The sequence below is a fragment of the Bradyrhizobium sp. SSBR45G genome, from assembly GCF_030159255.1.
GTDB lineage: Bacteria > Pseudomonadota > Alphaproteobacteria > Rhizobiales > Xanthobacteraceae > Bradyrhizobium.
This window is the reverse complement of record NZ_BSCT01000002.1, coordinates 297,715-319,920: the sequence shown is the minus strand read 5'-3', so window position 1 is coordinate 319,920 and position 22,206 is coordinate 297,715. Positions and strand designations below refer to the sequence as shown.

The window sequence follows — 22,206 nt, the reverse complement described above, 5'->3', positions numbered from 1 at the left end:
ATCAGTGACCTTGTTTCGACCTGGGGCTGGTGCTGCCCATATCGGTCGGCCGAGCCAGCTCGGCTTCGAACATCTCGACGATGCGCTGCAGCGCCTCGTCTTCGGAATAATCGCTCTCGCGCGCATAGGCGCGCGCAGCATGACGGGCGACGTCGACCAGGAGCAGCCCCCAGACGTCGGGCTCCTCGAACGCACGCTGGAAGGCGATCGAGAGCCCGCCATCGAGCACGAAGGCGCGCAACACTTCGGTGGCGTCCTCGCGGCCGACGACGTCGGGCGGCAGCGGCTGCTCCTTGGGTCCGGCCATCTGGGGCTTCCTCTGCGGCTTTAGCGGTAGCAGACGGATTTGGCCGCCTGCACGACCTCCGCCACCGACGGCAGCGAGAGCTTCTCGAGGTTCGCCGCATACGGCATCGGCACGTCCTTGCCGGACACGCGGGTGACCGGCGCATCGAGATAGTCGAAGGCGTGCTCCATGATGCGCGCGGCGATCTCGGCGCCGACACCGCTCTGCGCCCAGCCTTCCTCCACCGTCACAGCACGTCCCGTCTTCTTGACCGAGGCGATGATGGTGTCGGTGTCCATCGGACGCAAGGTGCGCAGGTCGATCACCTCGGCCTCGATGCCCTCCTTGGCGAGCTCATCGGCGGCCTTCAGCGCATAGGTCATGCCGTTCGACCAGGCGATGATGCTGACATCCTTGCCGGCGCGGGCGATGCGCGCCTTGCCGATCGGGATGATGTAGTCGTCGAGCTTCGGCACCTCGCCGGAATGACCGTACAGCACCTCGTTCTCGAGGAAGATCACCGGATTGGGATCGCGGATCGCCGCTTTCAAGAGGCCCTTGGCATCCGCCGCCGAATACGGCGCGACCACCTTCAGGCCGGGGATGTGCGAATACCACGACGAGTAGTCCTGGCTGTGCTGCGCGGCGACACGCGCGGCAGCGCCGTTGGGGCCGCGGAACACGATCGAGCAGCCCATCTGGCCGCCGGACATGTACAGCGTCTTGGCGGCGGAGTTGATGATCTGGTCGATCGCCTGCATGGCGAAGTTGAAGGTCATGAACTCGACGATCGGCTTCAGGCCGGCCATCGCCGCACCGACGCCGATGCCGGCGAAGCCGTGCTCGGTGATCGGCGTGTCCATCACGCGGCGGGCGCCGAACTCCTGCAGCAGGCCCTGGGTGACCTTGTAGGCGCCCTGATATTCGGCGACCTCCTCGCCCATGATGAAGACGTCGCCGTCGCGGCGCATCTCCTCGGCCATCGCGTCGCGCAGCGCCTCGCGGATGGTCTGCGTCACCATCTCGGTGCCCACGGGCACCTCGGGATCGGGCTCGGCCACGCTCTGCGGCGCGGCCACGGCCGGCGGGGCTTCAGCAGCAGCCGGCGGCGCCGATTGCGCGGCCTTCGTCTCGGCTGCGGGCGCTGCGGCCTTGCCGAGATCGGCGGCGCTCTCGCCATCGGCGAGGATGGTCGCGATCGGCGTATTGACAGCGACGTCGGCGGTGCCCTCGGGGATCAGGATCTTGCCGAGCGTGCCCTCGTCGGTCGCCTCGACCTCCATGGTGGCCTTGTCGGTCTCGATCTCGGCGATCACGTCACCCGACTTGATCGCCTCGCCCTCCTTCTTCAGCCATTTGGAGAGGTTGCCCTTCTCCATCGTGGGCGACAGCGCAGGCATCAAAACTTGAATAGGCATATCAGCTCCAGAGAAAACAGCTTGCGCGCGCTTCTAGCGATAGACGTCGGTATAGAGCTCGGCGACATCGGGCTCGGGATCGGCCTGCGCGAAATCGGCGGCCTCGTTGACGATCTTGCGCACATCGGCGTCGATCGCCTTCAGGTCCTGCTCGGTGACCTTGGCCGCCAGCAGGCGGTTGCGCACCTGCTCGATCGGATCCTGGTCGTGGCGGACCTTCTCGACTTCCTCGCGGGTGCGGTACTTGGCCGGGTCCGACATCGAGTGGCCGCGATAGCGGTAGGTCTGCATTTCCAGGATGAAGGGCCCCTTGCCCTCGCGGCACCAGGCGACCGCCTTCTCGCCGGCGGCCTTCACCGCACGGACGTCCATGCCGTCGACCTGCTCGCCCGGGATGTTGAAGGAGATGCCGCGCTTGGAGAAGTCGGTCTGCGCCGAGGCGCGCGACACCGCAGTGCCCATCGCATAGCGGTTGTTCTCGATGACGTAGATCACGGGCAGCTTCCAGAGCTCCGCCATGTTGAAGCTCTCATAGACCTGGCCCTGGTTGGCCGCGCCGTCGCCGAAATAGGCAACGCTGACCGAGTCATTGCCGCGGTAGCGGTTGGCGAGCGCGAGCCCGGTGCCAAGCGAGACCTGCGCGCCGACGATGCCGTGGCCGCCGAAGAAGTTCTTCTCCATGCTGAACATGTGCATGGAGCCGCCCTTGCCCTTGGAGTAGCCGCCGCGCCGTCCCGTCAGCTCGGCCATCACGCCCTTGGCGTCCATGCCGGTGGCCAGCATATGGCCGTGATCGCGATAGCCGGTGATCACCTGGTCGCCCGGCTTCAGCGCCATCTGCATGCCGACGACCACGGCTTCCTGGCCGATATAGAGATGGCAGAAACCGCCGATCGCACCCATGCCATAAAGCTGACCCGCCTTCTCCTCAAAGCGACGAATCAGCAGCATGTCGCGCAGCGCGGCCAATTCCTGTTCTCTGGTGAATTCCGGCGGCGGGCCGTTGTCTCTGTCCTGACCTTGTTCCTTTGCGGCAGTCTTCTTCGGTGCGGCCATGGCAATTCCGGATGAGAGAAAAAAGTAGCTCTCTCTAGCTCAACTCCATGGCACGTAAAAGGACTGCGTGAATTGCGGTTCATTTTGCTTTGCCGCAGTGCAACGACGCGAAATAATCGAATGCGGGCGGCCGCGTTTTTGAAATTCCTGATGCTTCGCTCGGCTGAAGTTCAGGCAGCCGTCGACAGGCCATCCGCAACCAGCGCGCATGTCACTGCGGGCGATTGATCCGGATCAGATCGCGCGGGTTGGCATAGCCGAGCTGGAAGCGTGCGCGCTCGTCGAGCATGTCGGGATCGACGCGGTCGGAGCGCAACAGCGACACCCGTTTCTCGCCCTCGGCCCGCTCCTGCTTCAGCCGGGCAAGCTCGGAGGTCAGGGCGATGATCTCCTGGTCGAGCTCCTGCCGCGCGTTGAGACCATAGTGGCCGGTGTAGGCATTGATGCCGAAATAGCCGACGATGGCGGCCGCCATCGTGTAGAGGGCGAGCCCCGTCAGAAAGGATTTGAGCCGCGCGCGGGAGACCATGGGCCGGAGAATGCGGCGACCCGGTTAAGGAATCGCTAACCCTGCCGTCCCGCCATGCGCTGGCCGGTTTCGGACCAGCGCGGCGCCCGCTCCCGGCGCCTTGCGGTGGCCCTCAGTCCCGGTAGGCGGGCTCTTCGGCATCCAGGGTCCGCTTGATCGCTTCGATATGCAGCCGCGCCGATTCCGCATCGCCCTCGCGCCTCTGCCGATAGGCCGCCTCGGCGATCTCAGGCGCGACCGGCACCACCTTGCGCCCGGTCGACAGCGCCAGGCACTGCACCTGGCAGGCGCGTTCGAGATAATACAGATCGTCCCAGGCCTCGGCGATGGTCGGCGCCAGCACCATCACGCCGTGATGCTTCATGAACACGATATCGGCGTCGCCGATCGCGGCGGCGATGCGGTCTCCCTCCTGGGCGTCGAGCGCCAGCCCGTTGTAGTTCTCGTCGACGGCGGTGCGGCCGTAGAACTTCAGCGCGGTCTGGCCGGCGAAGATCAGCGGCGCACCCTCGGTCATCGACAGCGCCGTCGCATAGGGCATGTGGGTGTGGAACGCGACCTTGGCGCGCGGCAGCGCCTTGTGGATGCGGGCGTGAATGTAGAACGCGGTCGCCTCGGGGCGGCCGTCGCCGGCGATGACATTGCCGTCGAAGTCGCACACCAGGAGCTGCGAGGCCGTCAGCTCGCGGAAGGCGTAGCCGTAGGGATTGACGATGAAGAGGTCGTCATAGCCGGGAACGAGCGCCGAGAAGTGATTGCAGATGCCCTCTTCCAGCCCGTGCCGCGCGGCCATGCGGAAGCAGGCGGCGAGATCGACCCGCGCCTGCCATACCGCCTCGGAGTCCAGCAGCGGCTGGTTGGCGCCGGGCGTCGACGAGGGGGCAGGTGTGAACGAATGGGCCATTGGGTGTCCTTGGCGACGCGCCTTGTTGCGCGGGTGACCGGCCCTGCCTTGAAAACGGATCGGGCAAGGCGCGTCAACGCCCTGCCCTGATCATACCCGTCATGCGCCAGGCGACCGCGTCAGCCGCACCGGCTGCCTTTGGCGTCAGCCGTTCTGCTTGGCGACGAAGGCCGCGAAGGCGTCGACATATTGCTGCAGCACCGTCTTCAGCGCGTCCTTGGTCAGTTCGCCCTGGGCGTCGAACGCGTCGCCAACGCCGTTCAGATAGATTTCCGGCTGCCCCATGACGGGACCCGAGATGCCCGGCATGATGTTCTGCAGATGCTTCGCCGCGGCGACGCCGCCGAGCGGGCCCGGCGAGTTGGCGATGAGGCCGACCGGCTTGCCGAGGAACGAGCTCTGCCCATAGGGGCGCGAGGCGATGTCGATCGCGTTCTTGAGCACGCCGGGGATCGAGCGATTGTATTCCGGCGTCAGGATCAGCACGCCCTGCGAGGCCTTGAGCTTCTCGCGAAAGGCGAGCCAGTCTGCCGGAGGATTGGCTTCGAGATCCTGGTTGAAGAACGACAGGGCCTCGAGCGTGACCACCTCGATCTTCAGGCTGGCGGGCGCGAGCTTGGCCATCGCCTTCGCGATCTTGAGCGTGAAGCTCTCCTTGCGGAGGCTGCCGACCAGCGCGACGGCGTAATACGGAGCGGGCATGGGGATATCCTTTGTGGAAGAACGTGCGGGGCTGCACTTAGCGCGCGACGGCAAGAACATGCAAGTGCATGAAAATAGCAAGACGCGAAACACAGCGTTTCATCGCGGGAAACGCTCGCATGGTCCCGCCCGTCCGCCACTTCGTCGAACTTAACCCGCCTGCTTGATGCAGCGGGTGAATTCCGCCACCGCCTGATGCGTCAGCCAGATCGATTGTCCCTCGACCGGCTGCGCCCATGACGACAGCTTGGCGATCACGAGTCCGTTGGCCGAATCGACAAACAGATTCTGGCCGTGAATGCCCATCGCGAACAGCAGCTGCGGCTGGTCGTTGATGACGTACCAGCCGCTGCGATAGTGCATGTTGCGGCTGATCGCGGCGAAGCTGTCGCGCCATTGGCCGTCGCGCCACGCCTGCACATCGCCGTTGCTCCTGATGTCGTCGAGCCAGCCTTGCGGGATGATCGCCTGCGAGCCGCGCCGGCCATCTGACAGCACGAGCTGGCCGAGCCGGGCGAAATCGCGCAGCGTGGCGCAGAAGCCGCCGGTGCAGCGCGGGGCGCCCTTGCGATCGAGCGTGATGAAGGCCTCGCCGCTCGCGCCCATCGGCTTCCACAGCAGGGTGACGACAAGGCTTGCGAAGCTGCGCCCGGTGGCGCGCTCGATCGCCCAGCCGAGCAGATCGGTGTTGGACGAGACGTAGCTGAACGGGCCGCCATGCGGCTTCGCCTGCGCGCGCATCGTCGCGTAGAAATCATGCAGGTTCGGCGTCGTGCCAGCCGCGACCGGCTCCCAGCCGGCGGCGTCGGCATAGGCCTGCAGGCCGGTGCCGTCGAACACGATGCCGGCGCGCATGTCGGTGAGCTCACGGAGCGTGGCGCCCCGATAGGCGGTGCCTTCGACCTCCGGCACGTAGCGCGTCACCTCGGCATCGACATCGATCTCGCCGCGCCCGGCGAGGATGCCGAGCATCAGGCCGGTGATCGACTTGGTCGCCGACATCAGGATGTGCGGCGTGTCGCGGTCGGTGCCGCCGTCATAGTGCTCGAGCACGATGCGGCCGTCGTGCAGAATCAGGAGACCGTCCGTCGCCGTCGCCTTCAGGAAACCGTCGAGGTCAAGCGTGCCGCCCTTCGGCAGCCGCAGCCTGAAATCATCGAACGCGACCGGGCTCGCCGGCAGCGGCCAGGCGCTGCCCGGCGCGCTCTCGATGTCGGCGACCGGAAGGACCTGCCGGATATTGTGGAAGGCCCAGCGGCTGAACGGCGCGCTGCGCCAGTTGGAGAGGTCGGCGCTGGAGGTTAACGAATCGGTCGACATGCGAGGCCCTGCGGATTGTCGCGCCCGACATAGGCGTTCACGGCCGCGACGGAAAGCCCGACATTTCGCACATGCAAAAACGACCAGGCCGCCCGAAGGCGGCCCACCCTCTTTCCTCCGTCATTGCGAGGAGCCAACGGGTCCGCGCAAAGCGCGGCCCGATGACAGGCTCCGCGACGAGGCAATCAAGAGTCCCGACCCGGCCCCTGGATTGCGTCGCTTCGCTCGCAATGACGACGGAGAAATTTCCGCTCAGATCACCGGATTCCACGGCGCCGGGATCATCCGGTACTTGGCGCCGTCCTTCTCGACATAGCCGACCGAGGGGAACGAGAAGTGGAAGCCGATCACCTTGGCCTTCTCGGCGGCCACCATGTCGTAGAACTTGTGCCGCGTCTCCTGGGCCTGCGCCGCATCGGTGTCGTACATCACGTGCCAGTCGGGATTGCGCAGGAACAGCTCGGGCACGTTGGTGACGTCGGACTGGATGAACACCTTGGCGTTGCCCGAGGCCACCGCGAACGAGGTGTGGCCCGGCGTGTGACCGGGGGTGGCCAGCGCGGTGATGCCCGGCGCGACCTCCTTGTCCCAGTCGTATTGCGTGACCTTGCTCTCCAGCCCGCCGAACACCTTCTTGAAGTTGGCGAAGTTGCCCTTCATCAGCTCCGACTGCGCCTTGGCGGCGTTCTCGTCGCTGTTCCAGAACGCCCACTCGACCGAAGGCACCTTCAGCTCGGCGTTCGGGAACGCCAGCGAGCCGTCGGCGAGCTTGAGGCCGTTGATGTGGTCGCCATGCATGTGGGAGAGCACAACGACGTCGATCGCCTTCGGATCGATGCCGGCAGCCGCAAGGTTCTGCAGCGTGCGTCCGACGGCACCCTTGCTGGCCTCGAAGGCGCCAGCGCCGTTGCCGGTGTCGATCAGGATCAGCTTGGAGCCGGTGTTGATCAGCTGCGGATTGAAGGGGATCGTGATCATGCCCTTCGGCATGTAGGCGCCTTCCGCGGCCGCCAGCGCGTCGTCCTTGGCGGTGTTGACGACGAACTTGTCGGGCATCGGGAAGCTGCGCGCGCCGTCATTGACGGAGGTGCATTCGTAGTCGCCGACCTTGTAGCGGTAGAAGCCGGGCGCCTGGGCGCCGGCGGGCGCAACGGCAGCCCGGGCCTCGGTGCTGCGCAGCGACGGCAACGCACCTGCGGCGCCAGCAAGCGCCGCACCGGCCAGGAATCGACGGCGATCCAACTGTGTCATGACAAATCTCTCCTCAGTGCTCTCAGCGGCCAACACCGCCCCCCGAACCGAAACGGCGCGGATTGTCTCCGGCCGCAGGCCAAACGCAAGCCTGTCGGCAACGTCGGGGGAGCGGCGTTAGGTCACTTATCTTTGTTGGGGGCGATAAGGAATTTTTCGCCAGTGGCCCGTTTGGCGTACACGGCGAGGTTGGCCGGATCGAGCGCCTCGGTGAGCGAGACGGTCTTGGTATAGTGGCTGGCGAAGGTCGTCTTGAGCTCGTCGACGACGCGCTGCCGCAGCCGTTCGCTATCCGCCCGGCCGATCTTCATCAGGAACGGAAACAGCAGCCAGCCGCCGACGTTCCAGGTCATGCCGAAGCCGCGCGTGATCTCGGTCGGCCTGACGTCGAGGCCGCCGTAGATATAGACCTGCTTGTGCACGCTGGAGCCGTAGCGGCTGTAGGGATATTTGCCGGACTTGTTGATCGCGGCCTCCATCGCGTTGAGGATCTGGCCGGCGAGCTTGCCGCCGCCGATCGCGTCGAACGCGATGGTCGCGCCGGTCTCGACCAGCGCCGCCGTCAGCTCATCCATGAAGGTGGGCGACGTGGAGTCGACGACATATTTGGCGCCGATGCCGCGCAGCAGTTCAGCCTGTGCAACGCTGCGCACGATGTTGACCAGCGGGATGCCGTCCTTGAGGCAGATCTTGTTGAGCATCTGCCCGAGGTTCGAGGCGGCCGCGGTGTGCACCAACGCGGTATGGCCCTCGCGCCGCATCGTCTCGGTCATGCCCAATGACGTCAGCGGATTGACGAAGCAGGACGCGCCCTCGGCCGGCGTGGTGCCCGCCGGCAGCGGCAGGCATTCGGAGACCTTGAGGCAGCGATACTGGCTGTACATCGCGCCGCCGATGGCAGCCACCGTGCGGCCCATCAGCGCCTTGGCGGCGTCCGACGAACCGGTCTTGACCACGACGCCGGCGCCTTCGTTGCCGATCGGCAAGGACTCGTCGAGCCGGCCGGCCATCGCCCGCATCCCCGCCTCCGGCACCTTGGCGGTGATCACGGGGCGCTCCTTGCTGCCCGACACCTGCATCGTGGAGAGGTCGGCCGCGCCGACGAGCAGCCCCAGATCGGACGGATTGATCGGCGCCGCCTCGATGCGCACCACGACCTCGTCCGGCCCGGGCTCCGGGGTCGGCACGTCGACGAGCGACAGCTCGAGCTCGCCGCTGCGGGTGATCAACGTCCGCAGTTGCAGTCCGGTCTCGATACCCATGCGTGCCTCCCTCGTCTTGGTTGTTGTTGTTAAGTGCCGGCTCAGGCCAGCGCCTTCAGCGCCGCCCTGCCCGCATATTTGGCCTGCGCATCCAGCTCCTGCTCGATGCGCAGCAGCTGGTTGTACTTGGCGGTGCGGTCGGCACGCGCCAGCGAGCCGGTCTTGATCTGCCCGCAATTGGTCGCGACCGCGAGGTCGGCGATGGTCGAATCCTCGGTCTCGCCGGAGCGGTGCGACATCACGGCGGTGTAGCCGGCCTTGAACGCCATCTCGACCGCGGCCAGGGTCTCGGTCAGCGTGCCGATCTGGTTGACCTTGATCAGGATCGAGTTGGCGCGGCCGTTGCGGATGCCGTCGGCGAGGCGGTTGACGTTGGTGACGAACAGGTCGTCGCCGACCAGCTGGCACTTGTGGCCGACCAGGTCGGTCAGTTCCTTCCAGCCGTCCATGTCGTCCTCGGACATGCCGTCCTCGATCGAGCAGATCGGATAGCGCGCGACGAGGTCGGCGAGATATTTGGCCTGCTCGGAGCGCGAGCGGGACTTGTTCTCGCCCTCGTAGACATACTTGCCGTCCTTGAAGAACTCGGTGGCGGCGCAGTCCAGCGCCAGCATCACGTCCTCGCCCGCAGTGTAGCCGGCCTTGCCGATCGCGCTCATGACGAAGTCGAGCGCCGCGTCCGCCGACGGCAGGTTCGGCGCGAAGCCGCCCTCGTCGCCGACATTGGTGTTGTGGCCGGCCTTCTTCAGCTCGCCCTTGAGCGTATGGAAGATCTCCGAGCCGCAGCGCAGCGCTTCAGCGAAGGTCGGCGCGCCCACCGGCATGATCATGAATTCCTGGAAGTCGATCGGGTTGTCGGCGTGGACGCCGCCATTGACGATGTTCATCATCGGCACCGGCAAGGTGCGCGCCGAGGTGCCGCCGACATAGCGATACAGCGGCATGTCGTAGGAGATCGCGGCCGCCTTGGCGCAGGCGAGCGAGACGCCGAGGATGGCATTGGCGCCGATCCGGCTCTTGTTTTCGGTGCCGTCGAGCTCGATCAGGATCTGGTCGATCTGGACCTGGTCGTGCACCGACATGTCGCTGAGGGCTTCATAGATCTCGTCGTTGATCGCCTCGACCGCCTTCAGCACGCCCTTGCCGAGATAGCGGTGCTTGTCGCCGTCGCGCAGCTCGACCGCCTCATGGGCGCCCGTGGAGGCGCCGGACGGCACGGCGGCGCGGCCGACCGAGCCATCCTCCAGCACGACGTCGACCTCGACCGTGGGATTGCCGCGGCTGTCCAGGATTTCGCGGCCGATGATGTCGACGATGGCGGTCATGAGGTCCTCTCGCGGGCTTTTCTGGGGGAACGTTGTTGCGCTGCTTCTACCGCAGGGACGGGTGGCCGAAAAGGCCAAGTCGCGCATAAGTCGCGCAGAACCCGCGACCAAATCACGAACCGGATGACGCCGGCGCCCCGATTGGCTAAACGGGCGCCACTGCGGCAGGTGACACGAGATATGGCGAAAAGACCCAACACATCCCCGACATCGGCCGGCCTTCAGCTCGGCCACGAGGTGGCGGCACCGGACAGCCCGGAAGCCGCCAAGCTCGACCGCGTGCCCAATCCGCACAAGGACACGGATTATCTGGCCCGCTTCACGGTGCCCGAGTTCACCTCGCTATGCCCGGTGACGGGCCAACCCGACTTCGCCCATCTCGTCATCGACTATGCCCCCGGCCCATGGCTGGTCGAATCGAAGTCGCTCAAGCTCTATCTCGCGAGCTTCCGCAACCATGGCGCGTTCCACGAGGACTGCACCGTCGCGATCGGCAAGCGCCTCGCCACCGAGCTCAAGCCGAAATGGCTGCGCATCGGCGGCTACTGGTACCCCCGCGGCGGCATCCCGATCGACGTGTTCTGGCAGACGGGAAAGCTGCCGAAGGGCCTGTGGGTGCCGGACCAGGGCGTGGCGCCGTATCGCGGGCGGGGCTAGCCCGCCGCGACCGCGGTCCGATCTTCCGGGGTTCGGAGCGCGAGTTAACCGATTCCGAAGATGCTCCGGCGAAAGTTTCTGCCCAAGCGAACGAGGCAATGCTGGGATACGCATGCGGGAAGAAGCGGATTGGCTCGATCGGACGCTGGCGTTCCTCGCGGCTTTCTTTGTGACGGGCATTGCGCTGGTCTTCGCTTGGGCTTTGATCGAGACGGTGTCGCCCGTCCGTATCCAAGCAGATGCGTTGCGCAATTCGTTTCCCCTGCTCATTGGGCTCGCAGCGATTGGGATGGGGTGGCGCTCCGCGCGGAACGCGCGAGGCCGCGCCGGGACAACAATGTCCGGGGGAGCGCGGCAACCACCTGCCCGCAACTTGGCTTGGCTGGAAAACGAGCGCTCTCACACCCCCGCGATGCCACCGGTGCGTCTCGCCCCAATGGACGCGGACGTTCGCCGGGCCATTGATGCGGCACGCCGTGGTCCGATCGTGTTTCGGGAACTCTATCCGCCACCGGCCGATCCCGGGTTGTCCTTTTACGGGGGGCTTCCGATCGGACCGCCCGATCTGACCTGGCCCAGCAAACAATCGGACGGCGCGCCGCTGCACTTCGTCATGCAATGGGACTGCGCCAGCCTCGCCGCGGTGGACCCGACAGGGCTACTGCCGCGAGACGGCGTGCTGTTCCTGTTTTGCGACCTCGAATGGCGCGAGCCGATGCCGTTCCGCTTCATCCACCGGGCGGGCGATCCGCAGAGCTGGGGTCCGCTGCCCATGCCGGCCAATCTCGGGCCTGTCTTCGGATCGCAGGGCGTCTGGCGGTCGCCTTACACGTCGTCGCTTGTTCCGGAAGAGGAGCAGGATGCGCCAAGGCTGCTGCCGCGTTGGCCGTTCCGGCCCGTTGCGCTGGCCTATTCCACACCGACCACGGGTGACGAAGACCCCCGTTTCTGGATCGAAGAGGCTGCCGAGAACGCCTTGCTCGAAGCCCAGAATGCATTGGGCGCGCCGCTCGCAACATCTGAGCCGGCTCGTCACGTTGCGTTCGGCCGTCCCTTTGCGCGCTTTCCGCAGGACTGGGCGGCAGTGCGGGTGGTCTGCGCCGCGGCGATCGAAAAGCTCTCGGGGTCTCGGCTGCGCAACGATCGTCATTTCATGACCGATACGGACAGCGCCGCGCGGCAGGCCACGATCGATCGATGGCTGTCGGAAGCCAAGGCGCTGTATGTCCGCGCGTCGAACAACGCCTTGGTGGCGGCCCTGCCGGCAGACCAAGCCGACGCGATCTGGGCGTGGGTCGAGACAATCTCCCAGACGTTCTACCTCGGCTTCGACAGGATCGTCGAACATAGCGTCAACGCCAGCCTTGGGCTCGGCAGCGACGGCGTTGCGGTCATTCCAAGTGAACTGATCGCCCGGGTGTCGCTGCAGCATAGCCTTGCGCGCGCCTTCATGCGCGAGGAATATCAGCATGAATTCGTCAAGCGGCACGGCCAAGCGCTGACGGCTGAGGAAGCGAAAGCACGCTTCGAGATCGAGCGCGCCGCCGGAACCCTGCCCCGACTTCGCTCAGTGTCCGCGAGCAACCCCAACCGGATATTCGGCCCCCCCAGTTATGTGCAGGGCAATGTCGAGGAACAAGTCGAGGACTGGCTGCTCCTGCTCGAACTTCACAGCGAGGAGTCGATCGGCATGCCCATGGGTGAGGGTGTGATGCAGTTTCTCATCCGCCCTGACGATCTACGTCAAGGCCGCTTCGAAAAGGTGGACCTGATCCTGACGGCCTATTGATCTAACTACGGTGACGGTCCACTCAATAGCAGCCGCGAGGGCGATCCAACGGACCGAAGTCGGAGTGCTGTCACCGTAACGCGCAATCAGCGATTGCGATAGCCATCCGCATTCGGGTATCCAGACTCGGTGATCACGCGCTGCCACTCGTGATACTTGGCGAGGCTGATGGGAACGCCGATCAGGTGATACCCGGAGGAATCTTCGTACATCGCAACAAAATACTCCTGCTCGAGCTGATACGGTGTCCTTGGACCTCGAGCGTAGTTGAGTTCGCCTCCGAACGTCGCGTTGATGCGCTCCATCTCTGGTCGCTTGCCACGGATGACGTCATGCACCTGGAGCCACGCCGACCAGCGCTCGCGGGGAACGATCCGCGTAGGCTGTCCAGATTGATCCAGCCCGACGAGATATGCGGGCCGGCTCAAAACCCGCACCTTCGCCAACACGATCTGATCCTCTGACAACAACGCCTCGGGCTTTGGGATTGCTGGAGGCACCTCTTCCGAGAAGTAGGTGACCACTCCATCGACCGTCGCCTTCGCGACGGTCGCAGTCCAAATCAGAACAGCACAGACCAAACAACCGACCAACGATCTCATGACTCTCGACCTTGATCCGCTCCAGGATTCGGATGCCGCGGCGCAATTGCATACGAACCCTTCATACCATCGATCGCCCGCTTTTTTCAGGCCACATCACTGAATCCGGCCTGCCACCGAACCCAGCAGGCTGTCGCGGGCCAGTCTGCCTGAGCAGCGTCTCGGGCCGTTTCGCGTGCCGGGCCGAGGGAGCAATCGTTAGCCTATCAATACACGTGATAGCCGTCGAACTTCGCCTTGTAGGCCGCCGGACACAGCACCGCGAACGTACTCAGCATCGCGTCCGTCCTCGCCGCCGTGCTGTTGTCGACGATCTGCTCGTTGCGATGATCCTTCCAGTTGGTGCGGATCATCTTCTTTCCTTCGCCGCTCGACTCGGGCTCGCCAGTGCCGACCAGCGAGAAGTTGCCGAACTCGGTATAGACCGTGTTCTTGGAGCACATCGCCCGCCGCTTGATCTGTTTGCCGGCGTTGAGATCCATCACCTGCTTGGCGCAGCGCGCCACCTCCGCCGGCTTGATGTCGTCGGGCGGCGGCTCGCGCAGGCAGCTCTCGATCGCGTCGTCGAGCTCGATCCGGAACGTCACTGCCGCGGTGTCGCTGTCGAGATCCGACAGCGTGAGGATGGTCGCATCGCCCCGATGCGCGCTGAGCAGGATCTTGGCCGGTGCCTTGTCCGCCGCGCGCGGGCTCTCGGACCGGGCCGGCGGCTGCGCCAGCGCCTGATGAAAACCGCCCGCGACGATCGCGACAACCAGCAACAAACGCCTAGCCTGCTTCATTCTCGTCATCACCCCACACCCCACCCCACACAATGCTAATGAGAACAAATCAGAAACACAAGTCGAAAATACCTTCAGGTTGCATTGGCTGGTCCAACACCGCGAATCGCCCGTCGGGCACGGTTGCCGTCGAGCGCACGGCTTTCATATCGATCTCGACCGCAAAACGGCCTGCGCCTGAAAGCTGATTTTCGCTGCGCATTCAAGCCGATCACTTCTGTCCAGACCTTCTGTAAACAATAATTTTGTTTCGTTTTATTTGAATTCATGATTGACTATCGCCATCCCGTCTCGATCGGAGGGGCGCTTCGCGGTCGTCACGGACGTTGAGGCGGGATGCGGTGGGCGTGTCGGTGCTGCAGCGTGGTCTTGGATCACGCGGACGAACAGCACGATGCGCACGGTCAAGTCGCGTGGTCCTGACACCCCGACGCTGGTGTCAAGGTTGGAGGGCTGGACGAGTCCTGCGACCGACGGTGGCCAACAAGCCCGGAGCACCGGGGAGAACGCGAAGCAGCCGTCAAAACCATCGCGCGGGGAATGCCGGGATGTCTCGGCTGAACCTGTGGTACCTGCCGCCTGCATTTTTTTTCTGCAGGCGGGCCATGGGGGCGGCCAGCTCCCGGCATTCCCCGCGCCCTCTTCGACAAGAGGGCATGTCCAGATGGCAAAGCTCGGACGCAGAGGCGCCGCGAGATGGCGGCGGTGCGTGCCCAGGGCTAACAAAGCTGACGATGGGCATAATGCGCTCGCCTGTCTCCACGTCGTCATGCCCGGGCTTGTCCCGGGCATCCACGTCCTTCTCAGCGTGCCGAACGACGTGGATGGCCGGGACAAGCCCGGCCATGACGGAGCAACAAGTTAGCGGGTGTTCGCGCGGCAATGCCCCAAGTCTTCAGATGCAAAATGCCCGCGCCCGCGCCGGAAAAGCCCCCTCAGCGCGTCGCCGCATCCGCCGGCGGGCGCTGGCGCAGCAGCGCGGCGCAGGCGAAGCCGAGCGCGACCATGATCGCGGCGGCAATGAGCAGCGTCGGCTGCTTGCCGCCATGGACGAGGCCGAAGCCATAGGCGATCGGGCCGACTGTCTGGCCCATGAAGAAGAAGAACGAGTGCAGCGACATCGCGGTCGCGCGCGCCCCGATCGACAGCTCGCTGGCGAACACCTGCAGGCAGCCATGGATCATGTAGAAGCCCCAGCCCATCATCAGCATGCAGGCGAATTGCAGCTTCCAGCCGGGGCCGAAGGCCAACGCTGTGAGTTGCAGCGCGACCAGGCTGGCGCCGACGATCATCATGCCCTTGACGCCGAGCCGCGGCAGGAAGTTCGACACCGTGGCGGTGTAGAACAGGCCGCCCACCGCGAAGCCTGCGATGACGATGCCGGCGATCGACAGCGAGGTCTCGCCGAGATCGAACAGCAGCGAGGCGATGAACGGAAACAGCCCGAACACGCAGCAGCCCTCGACGAACACGGCCGAGTAGCAGAACCGCGTATTCGGGTTGGAGAAGATGGTGCGATAGCCCTTGCGGAGCGATGCGAGATCGGTGGTCGAGGTGTGCGTCACGCTGGCGCCGCGAAAGCCGGCGGCGACCGCGAAGGACGCGATCAGCCCGAGCGCGCCGAGGATCGCGAGCACGCCGCGCCAGCCGATGAAATCGCCGATGATCCCCGACGCCGTGGCGCCGAGCAAATTGCCGGCCATCGAGCCCGCGAGCGTGCGGCCGATCGCGACCTGCCGCTTGTCGGGCGCGACGAGATCACTGGTCAGGCCGAGCGCGACCGGAAACACGCCGCCCGAGGCGATGCCGGCGAGGATGCGGGTGGCGAACAGCAGCGGAAACGAGGTGGCGAGCGCGCCGAGGATGCTGGCGACGCCGAGCAGCGCGAGGCACATCGTCATCAGCCGCGCCTTGCCGAACAGGTCGGCGGCCGCGCCAATCGCGGGCTGAATCAGCGCGTAGATCAGCGCATAGCCGGCGGCGATGCCGGCGGCGGTGGCGATGCTGATCGAGAAATCCTCGGCGACATGCGGCAGCACGGGGTCGAGCGCCCGCGTCGACAGCGCCGCCGAGAAGCCGGCCAGCGCAATGATGTTGACCGCTGGCGGAAAGCGCTGCTCGGACGGCTTGGCGACGGGCTGATGCATCAAAGCGCGTCGGTCGCCGGCGCCTTGGCCAGCCTATCGAACGCCATCAGCCGGCGCAGCAGGCCTTCGAACTCGGCGAGCGGCACCATGTTCGGCCCGTCGGAGGGCGCATGATCGGGATCGGGATGGGTCTCGATGAAGACGCCGGCGACGCCGACCGCCACGGCCGCGCGTGCCAGCACCGGGACGAATTCGCGCTGGCCGCCCGAGGAGGTGCCCTGCCCGCCCGGCTGCTGCACCGAATGGGTGGCGTCGAAGATGACGGGCGCGCCGGTGGTGCGCGCCATGATCGGCAGCGACCGCATGTCCGAGACCAGCGTGTTGTAGCCGAACGAGACGCCGCGCTCGGTCGCCAGCACGTTGGGATTGCCGGCGCCGGTGATCTTGGCGACCACGTTGGCCATGTCCCACGGCGCCAGGAACTGGCCCTTCTTGACGTTGACGACCTTGCCGGTCGCCGCCGCCGCAAGCAGCAGGTCGGTCTGCCGGCACAGGAAGGCCGGGATCTGCAGGATGTCGACGGCCTGCGCCACCTCCGCACACTGGCTCGCGTCATGAATGTCGGTCAGCACCGGAAGACCGAGCGACGACCGGATCTCGGCGAAGATCGGCAACGACTGCGCAAGGCCAAGCCCGCGCCCGGCGGAGCCGCTGGTCCGGTTCGCCTTGTCGAACGAGGTCTTGTAGACGAGCCCGATGTTCAGCCGCGTCGCGATCTCCTTCAGCGCCGCGGCGACCTCGAGCGCATGGCCGCGGCTTTCCAGCGCGCACGGTCCGGCAATCACGGCGAGCGGCAGGGCATTGCCGAAGCGCACCGAACCAACGGTGACGATCGGGGCGGCAGTGGCGGCTGTGGTCATGGTCACGATCCCCTCGGGTTCGGCCGGACCATGCCCAGCATGGCCCGGCGGATCAAGGCATTCGCGGCGGCGAATGGCAGGGTTGCGCCGCAGCCGCCCCCTGCCCGCCAGCGCATCGCAGCGCCGAATTCGTCCGCCCGACCGAGGCCGCTACTTCAACGCCGAGAACGCCGTGGGCACCAGGAACTGGCTGGTGATGTTGGCGACGATCTGGCCGTCCTCCTCGCTCTTGGCGCGCGCCGCGATCCAGTCGGGATCGGTCATGAACTTGGTCCATTTGGTCTCGCGCTCGGCGAGCGACTCCCAGGCCAGGAAGTAGGTCAGATCCTGGTTGGATTCGCCGATCAGGGTCGTGAAGAAGCCGACCTGCCGGATGCCGTGCTTCTCCCACAGCTTCAGCGTCACGGTGTCGAAACGCTTCAACAGCGCCGGCAACCGGCCCGGAATGCAGCGATAGATGCGGCTCTCGTAGATCATGCGATCCTCCCTGATCTGTTCTTCTCGATGAAGGAGCGTTGTCGCAACAATCGCTGCGGCCGTCAAAGGCGGAGTGACCGCTGCATTTCGCGCTGCCCGGAACGGCATTCGCCCCTCACCCTGAGGAGCGCGCCCCTTGGCGCGCGTCTCGAAGGGCGAGGCCTCGCTGGGGCCTCATGGTTCGAGACGCGCCGCGAACGACGACCTTCCGTACCAATTGGCTTGATCGACGCGGCGCTCCTCACCATGAGGGTTTGGCGCCGAGCGCGTGGCTGCAGATTGGACATGGGCAGCATGTTCAGAAAGAGGGCTGATCGCGCGCCCCTCGCAGCTGGCTCACACCAGCCGCGACTGAACCATCGCCGCCTGAATGAAGGACGCGAACAGCGGATGCGGCTCGAACGGACGCGACTTCAGCTCGGGGTGGAACTGGACGCCGATGAACCACGGGTGGTCCTCGTACTCCACGATCTCCGGCAGCACGCCATCCGGCGACAGGCCGGAGAATTTCAGGCCGTGCTGCTCAAGCCGGTCCTTGTAGGCGGTGTTGACCTCGTAACGGTGGCGATGCCGCTCGGAGATCTCGGTGGCGCCGCCATAGACCTCGGAGACGCGGCTGCCGCGCTTGAGCGCCGCAGGATAGGCGCCGAGCCGCATCGTGCCGCCGAGATCGCCGCTCTGATTGCGCCGCTCCAGCTCGTTGCCGCGCAGCCATTCGGTCATCAGGCCGACGAGAGGTTCCGGCGTGGGACCGAACTCGGTCGAGTTGGCCGCGGAGATGCCGACCAGATTGCGCGCCGCCTCGATCACCGCCATCTGCATGCCGAAGCAGATGCCGAAATACGGCACGTCGCGCTCCCTGGCGAACTGTGCCGCGCGGATCTTGCCCTCGGCGCCACGCTGGCCGAAGCCGCCGGGCACCAGGATGCCGTTGACGTGCTCGAGGAAGGGCGCGGGGTCCTCGTTCTCGAACACCTCGCTCTCGATCCAGTCGAGCTTGACGCGGACCTTGTTGGCGATGCCGCCATGCGACAGCGCCTCGATCAGCGATTTGTAGGCGTCCTTCATGCCGGTGTATTTGCCGACGATCGCGATCGTCACGTCGCCTTCCGGATTGCGGACGCGCTCGTTGATCGTGTGCCAGCTGGCGAGCGCCGGCGGCATCCGCGGCTCGATGCCGAACGCGGCCAGCACCTCGTCGTCGAGGCCGGCCGCATGATAGGCCTCCGGCACGGCATAGATGTTGTCGACGTCGCGCGCCTCGATCACGGCGGTTTCGCGCACGTTGCAGAACAGGCCGAGCTTGCGCCGCTCCTCCTTCGGGATCGGACGGTCGGTGCGGCACAGCAGGATGTCGGGCTGGATGCCGATCGAGCGCAGCTCCTTGACCGAGTGCTGGGTCGGCTTGGTCTTCAATTCGCCGGCGCTCGGGATGTAGGGCAGCAGAGTGAGATGGATGTAGATCGCGTGATTGCGCGGCAGCTCGTTGCCGAGCTGGCGGATCGCCTCGAAGAACGGCAGTCCCTCGATGTCGCCCACGGTGCCGCCGATCTCGACCAGCACGAAATCATAGTCGTCATTGCCCGAGAGCACGAAGTCCTTGATGGCATTCGTGACGTGCGGGACGACCTGGATGGTGGCGCCGAGATAGTCGCCCCGGCGCTCCTTGGTCAGGATGTCCTGGTAGATGCGCCCGGTGGTGATGTTGTCGGCCTTGGTCGCGGGCCGCCCCGTGAAGCGTTCGTAATGGCCGAGATCGAGATCGGTCTCGGCGCCGTCGTCGGTCACGAACACTTCGCCGTGCTGATACGGCGACATCGTGCCTGGATCGAGGTTGAGATAGGGGTCGAGCTTGCGAAGCCGGACCTTGTAGCCACGGGCCTGCAGCAGCGCGCCTAACGCGGCTGAAGCCAGACCCTTTCCGAGCGAGGAAACCACGCCGCCGGTGATGAAGATGTACCGCGCCATGGGACCCTACCTTTAATGCCGCGCATGCGATTCGCCAAAACGAATCGTGACCAGCCCGCAACGCTGTCGCGGGCCTGTGGGTTACGTCAAAATGTGAATGATCTCAGGAACTTGAGACCGTCTCATCAGGCAGGACGCCAATTGCGTTCCTGCATGGCAACCCCGCGTTTATTGCGACTGCGGGGCCTGCGGCGTGGCCGGAGCCGCGGGGGCCTGCTGCTTGTCGGCCTCCTTGAGCTGGTCGAGCACGCCACCGCTGGTCGGCGCCGCCGGGGTCGCGCCGCCGGACTGGGTCTGCCCCGGCATGGTGCCGAGAATCGAGGTCGGCTTGCGGTCGTAGCCGGCCAGCCAGGTCAGCGCCAGGCTGGTGAGGAAGAAGCCGACCGCCAGGAACGCCGTGGTGCGCGTCAACAGGTTAGCCGTGCCGCGGCTCGACATGAAGCCGGCGCCGCCGCCCATGCCGAGGCCGCCGCCTTCGGACTTCTGCAACAGCACCGCGCCGATCAGGACGGCGACGATCATGAGGTGGATGACGATCAAGACAGTCTGCATGGTGACCTTCCGTCACAAGCCCTCGCAGGCCCCGACCGGAGGCCGGGATCGCGAGAGCTTCGCGGGCTATTCGGAAATTTGCGCGGTGTTACACGATCATGTCGGGCAACGCCACCCCGCAGATAATCGCACCTGCGCTTCCCACAAGCACCGATCACGCCCCTCAGGGCGGCGCTCTTGCGCCGTCTTGGATTTCCATTATTATAGACGAATGGATCAAATAATGGACGATTTCAGCCAGCGGCTCGCCAGGCGCCTGCAGCTGGAGCGCGACAGCCGCGGGTGGTCGCTGGCCGACCTCGCCGAACGTTCCGGCGTCTCCAAAGCCACCATCAGCAAGATCGAACGCGCCGAGGTCAGCCCGACCGCCGTCGTGCTGATCAAGCTGGCGAGTGCGTTCGATCTGACCTTGGCGGGCCTGATGCTCCGCGCCGAAGCCCAGTCCGAGCGGCTGTCCAAGGCCGACGGGCAACCGGTCTGGCGCGATCCGGAGACGGGTTACCTCAGGCGCCAGGTGTTCCTCAGGCCGGATCATCCGATCGAGCTGGTCACGGTCGAAATGCCGGCTCGCCGCAGCGTGACCCTGCCGGCCTCCTCCTACATTCACATCCGCCAGCTGGTGTGGGTGCAGAGCGGACAGCTGACCATCACCGAAGGCGCCGAACGGCATGTGCTCGGCCCCGGCGACTGCCTCGGCTTCGGCCCCCCGATCGACACCACCTTCGCCAATCAGACCGACGCGCCCTGCGTCTACGTCGTTGCCCTCGCCCGGAGCTGAGCATGTCCTCGATTCAAATCGCCCCCTTGTCTGATACGTCCGCGATCCGGGCCGCGTTGAGCGCGATGCTGATCGAAACGGTCGCGAACGGCGGCTCGGTCAGCTTCATGCATCCGCTCGCTGCAGAGGACGCGAACGACTTCTGGCAGGACTCGCTTCAGGCCGCCGGGCGCGGCGAGCGAATCGTGCTCGGCGCCCTCGACGGCGGGGAGGTGATTGCGACCGTGACGTTGCAGCTCAAGCTGCCGCCGAACCAGCCGCATCGTGCCGAGATCGCGAAGATGATGACCCGCGTCAGCCACCGCAAGCGCGGAATCGCCACCGCGCTGCTGCGCTTCGCCGAGAGCCTGGCCCTGCAGCAGGGGCGCACGATGCTGGTGCTCGACACCGCCGTCGATGGCGGCGCCTCGGCACTTTATGAAAGCCTCGGCTTCCAGCTCAGCGGAATCATTCCCGACTATGCCCTGAAGCCGCATGGCGGCCTCACCGGCACGAAGATCTACTGGAAGCGACTCAGCGCGACGGGCTGACCGAGTCGCTGATGCTGGATCGTCAGAGTGCCCTTCAACACCCTTTCGCGATTGCGAGAAAATCCGCCGCCTTGAGGCTCGCGCCGCCGACCAGGGCACCGTTCACGTTCGCAACCGCCATCAGTTCGGCGGCATTGGAGGGCTTCACCGAGCCGCCATAGAGAATGCGCATCCGAGCCCCCTCCTGCTTGAAGCGCTCGATCAGCAACTGCCGGATAAACGCATGAATCTGCTCGACATCCGCAGCGGTCGGGGTGAGACCCGTGCCGATCGCCCAGACCGGCTCATAGGCCACGATCAGATTGTCGGCCCGCGAGCCCTCGGGCAGGCTGAGGTTGAGCTGGCCGCGCAGGATGTCCAGGGTCTGTCCGGCATCACGCTGCTGCTGGGTCTCGCCGACGCACACGATCGCGACCAGCCCGGCGCGCCAGGCCGCCTCGGCCTTCTGGTGCACCATGACATCACTCTCGCCGTGATCGGCGCGGCGCTCGGAATGACCGACGATGATGGCGGTTGCGCCGGCATCGGCGAGCATCTCCGCCGAAATATCCCCGGTATGGGCCCCCGAGGCCTTGGTGTGGCAATCCTGAGCGCCCACCGCGATCGCGGTTGCACCGCGCGCCCTCTCCGCCAGTGCCGCCACGAGGGTTGCGGGCGGGCAGACCAGGAGATCGGCCCTCGCCGTGACCTCGGCCGCCCCCGCCAGCATGGCGTCGAACTCGGCGGTCGACGCCTTCAGGCCGTTCATTTTCCAGTTGCCGGCGATCAGGGGCCGGATTCGGTCGGTCATGGCAGGATTCCAGCAAGCGTTAAGACTGACATCGGCTAGCAGAGCGCTTCAAGGAGTACCAGAGCGCGAGCCCCCTTCCCACCGCTTCAATCCGCCTCAGGGCCGAGGTTGCGACCGGGCGACTGCCTCTTTATAAGCCGTTTCAACTCAGTGACGCCCTTTCGCGGAATCTGCTTTAAGGCGCGTCCCTCTTCATCCTTTTCCTGCAGACAGATTGGACC

General features: G+C 65.6%; 23 protein-coding genes. 4 read left to right on the top strand and 19 right to left on the bottom strand.

What is annotated here, in order from left to right:
• Position 1: 1 nt before the first annotated feature.
• The 10 genes from QQL87_RS04415 to eno form a co-directional block, all read right to left on the bottom strand.
• The gene (locus QQL87_RS04415; RefSeq protein ID WP_012044493.1) at positions 2-307 is read right to left on the bottom strand and encodes a DUF5076 domain-containing protein; all 306 of its coding nucleotides are present in this window, start codon (positions 305-307) and stop codon (positions 2-4) included.
• Positions 308-327: 20 nt separating this feature from the next.
• On the bottom strand, positions 328-1,704 hold the full coding sequence (locus tag QQL87_RS04410) for a pyruvate dehydrogenase complex E1 component subunit beta (RefSeq protein WP_284418834.1): 1,377 nt from the start codon (positions 1,702-1,704) through the stop codon (positions 328-330).
• A 33-nt stretch (positions 1,705-1,737) separates the two neighbouring features.
• A complete protein-coding gene (gene pdhA, locus QQL87_RS04405) occupies positions 1,738-2,760 on the bottom strand; it encodes a pyruvate dehydrogenase (acetyl-transferring) E1 component subunit alpha (protein ID WP_284418833.1) in 1,023 nt (340 codons plus the stop codon).
• Between the two features lie 211 nt (positions 2,761-2,971).
• Positions 2,972-3,289 (bottom strand): FtsB family cell division protein, encoded by a 318-nt coding sequence (locus tag QQL87_RS04400; RefSeq protein ID WP_284418832.1) that lies wholly within the window; start codon positions 3,287-3,289, stop codon positions 2,972-2,974.
• Between the two features lie 112 nt (positions 3,290-3,401).
• Positions 3,402-4,193, bottom strand: a complete 792-nt coding sequence (locus QQL87_RS04395; protein ID WP_284418831.1) for an aldolase — start codon at positions 4,191-4,193, stop codon at positions 3,402-3,404.
• 144 nt (positions 4,194-4,337) lie between these two features.
• Positions 4,338-4,895 carry an NADPH-dependent FMN reductase gene (locus tag QQL87_RS04390; protein WP_284418830.1) on the bottom strand — a complete coding sequence of 186 codons (558 nt, stop codon included), beginning with the start codon at positions 4,893-4,895 and terminating at the stop codon, positions 4,338-4,340.
• A 150-nt stretch (positions 4,896-5,045) separates the two neighbouring features.
• Positions 5,046-6,215, bottom strand: coding sequence for a serine hydrolase domain-containing protein (locus tag QQL87_RS04385; RefSeq protein ID WP_284418829.1), 1,170 nt, complete (start codon positions 6,213-6,215; stop codon positions 5,046-5,048).
• Between the two features lie 252 nt (positions 6,216-6,467).
• Complete coding sequence (locus QQL87_RS04380; protein WP_284418827.1) at positions 6,468-7,466, bottom strand: MBL fold metallo-hydrolase; 999 nt, start codon at positions 7,464-7,466, stop codon at positions 6,468-6,470.
• A 122-nt stretch (positions 7,467-7,588) separates the two neighbouring features.
• Positions 7,589-8,728 carry a zinc-binding dehydrogenase gene (locus QQL87_RS04375; protein WP_284418826.1) on the bottom strand — a complete coding sequence of 380 codons (1,140 nt, stop codon included), beginning with the start codon at positions 8,726-8,728 and terminating at the stop codon, positions 7,589-7,591.
• Between the two features lie 41 nt (positions 8,729-8,769).
• Complete coding sequence (gene eno, locus QQL87_RS04370; protein WP_284418825.1) at positions 8,770-10,053, bottom strand: phosphopyruvate hydratase; 1,284 nt, start codon at positions 10,051-10,053, stop codon at positions 8,770-8,772.
• A gap of 180 nt (positions 10,054-10,233) precedes the next feature.
• Here eno and queF point away from each other — a divergent pair, with 180 nt between their 5' ends.
• Together queF and QQL87_RS04360 are read left to right on the top strand one after the other, a co-directional pair.
• Positions 10,234-10,710 carry a preQ(1) synthase gene (gene queF, locus QQL87_RS04365; RefSeq protein ID WP_284418824.1) on the top strand — a complete coding sequence of 159 codons (477 nt, stop codon included), beginning with the start codon at positions 10,234-10,236 and terminating at the stop codon, positions 10,708-10,710.
• 112 nt (positions 10,711-10,822) lie between these two features.
• Positions 10,823-12,499: a DUF1963 domain-containing protein gene (locus tag QQL87_RS04360; RefSeq protein WP_284418823.1), complete on the top strand. Its 1,677-nt coding sequence runs from the start codon at positions 10,823-10,825 to the stop codon at positions 12,497-12,499.
• A gap of 86 nt (positions 12,500-12,585) precedes the next feature.
• Here QQL87_RS04360 and QQL87_RS04355 read toward each other — a convergent pair whose 3' ends face one another.
• From QQL87_RS04355 to secG, 8 genes are all read right to left on the bottom strand, one after another.
• Positions 12,586-13,101: a hypothetical protein gene (locus QQL87_RS04355; protein ID WP_284418822.1), complete on the bottom strand. Its 516-nt coding sequence runs from the start codon at positions 13,099-13,101 to the stop codon at positions 12,586-12,588.
• Between the two features lie 206 nt (positions 13,102-13,307).
• Positions 13,308-13,865 (bottom strand): hypothetical protein, encoded by a 558-nt coding sequence (locus tag QQL87_RS04350; RefSeq protein ID WP_284418821.1) that lies wholly within the window; start codon positions 13,863-13,865, stop codon positions 13,308-13,310.
• Between the two features lie 67 nt (positions 13,866-13,932).
• Positions 13,933-14,085 (bottom strand): hypothetical protein, encoded by a 153-nt coding sequence (locus QQL87_RS04345; RefSeq protein ID WP_284418820.1) that lies wholly within the window; start codon positions 14,083-14,085, stop codon positions 13,933-13,935.
• Positions 14,086-14,818: 733 nt separating this feature from the next.
• A complete protein-coding gene (locus tag QQL87_RS04340) occupies positions 14,819-16,030 on the bottom strand; it encodes an MFS transporter (RefSeq protein WP_284418819.1) in 1,212 nt (403 codons plus the stop codon).
• Positions 16,030-16,890 (bottom strand): 3-deoxy-8-phosphooctulonate synthase, encoded by an 861-nt coding sequence (gene kdsA / locus QQL87_RS04335; protein ID WP_284418818.1) that lies wholly within the window; start codon positions 16,888-16,890, stop codon positions 16,030-16,032. The genes QQL87_RS04340 and kdsA overlap by 1 nt, the downstream gene beginning before the upstream one ends.
• Before the next feature lie 150 nt (positions 16,891-17,040).
• Positions 17,041-17,367, bottom strand: a complete 327-nt coding sequence (locus tag QQL87_RS04330; protein WP_284418816.1) for an NIPSNAP family protein — start codon at positions 17,365-17,367, stop codon at positions 17,041-17,043.
• 336 nt (positions 17,368-17,703) lie between these two features.
• Positions 17,704-19,335, bottom strand: a complete 1,632-nt coding sequence (pyrG, locus tag QQL87_RS04325; protein ID WP_284418815.1) for a CTP synthase — start codon at positions 19,333-19,335, stop codon at positions 17,704-17,706.
• 168 nt (positions 19,336-19,503) lie between these two features.
• Positions 19,504-19,887 (bottom strand): preprotein translocase subunit SecG, encoded by a 384-nt coding sequence (secG, locus tag QQL87_RS04320; RefSeq protein WP_284418814.1) that lies wholly within the window; start codon positions 19,885-19,887, stop codon positions 19,504-19,506.
• Between the two features lie 211 nt (positions 19,888-20,098).
• On the opposite strand from secG, the gene QQL87_RS04315 reads away from it, so the two are divergent.
• Positions 20,099-20,665 carry a helix-turn-helix domain-containing protein gene (locus QQL87_RS04315; RefSeq protein ID WP_284418813.1) on the top strand — a complete coding sequence of 189 codons (567 nt, stop codon included), beginning with the start codon at positions 20,099-20,101 and terminating at the stop codon, positions 20,663-20,665.
• 2 nt (positions 20,666-20,667) lie between these two features.
• On the top strand, positions 20,668-21,195 hold the full coding sequence (locus tag QQL87_RS04310; protein WP_284418812.1) for a GNAT family N-acetyltransferase: 528 nt from the start codon (positions 20,668-20,670) through the stop codon (positions 21,193-21,195).
• A 34-nt stretch (positions 21,196-21,229) separates the two neighbouring features.
• Here the strand turns inward: QQL87_RS04310 and tpiA are convergent, their stop codons facing one another.
• Positions 21,230-21,985 (bottom strand): triose-phosphate isomerase, encoded by a 756-nt coding sequence (gene tpiA, locus QQL87_RS04305; protein ID WP_284418811.1) that lies wholly within the window; start codon positions 21,983-21,985, stop codon positions 21,230-21,232.
• Positions 21,986-22,206 lie beyond the last annotated feature (221 nt).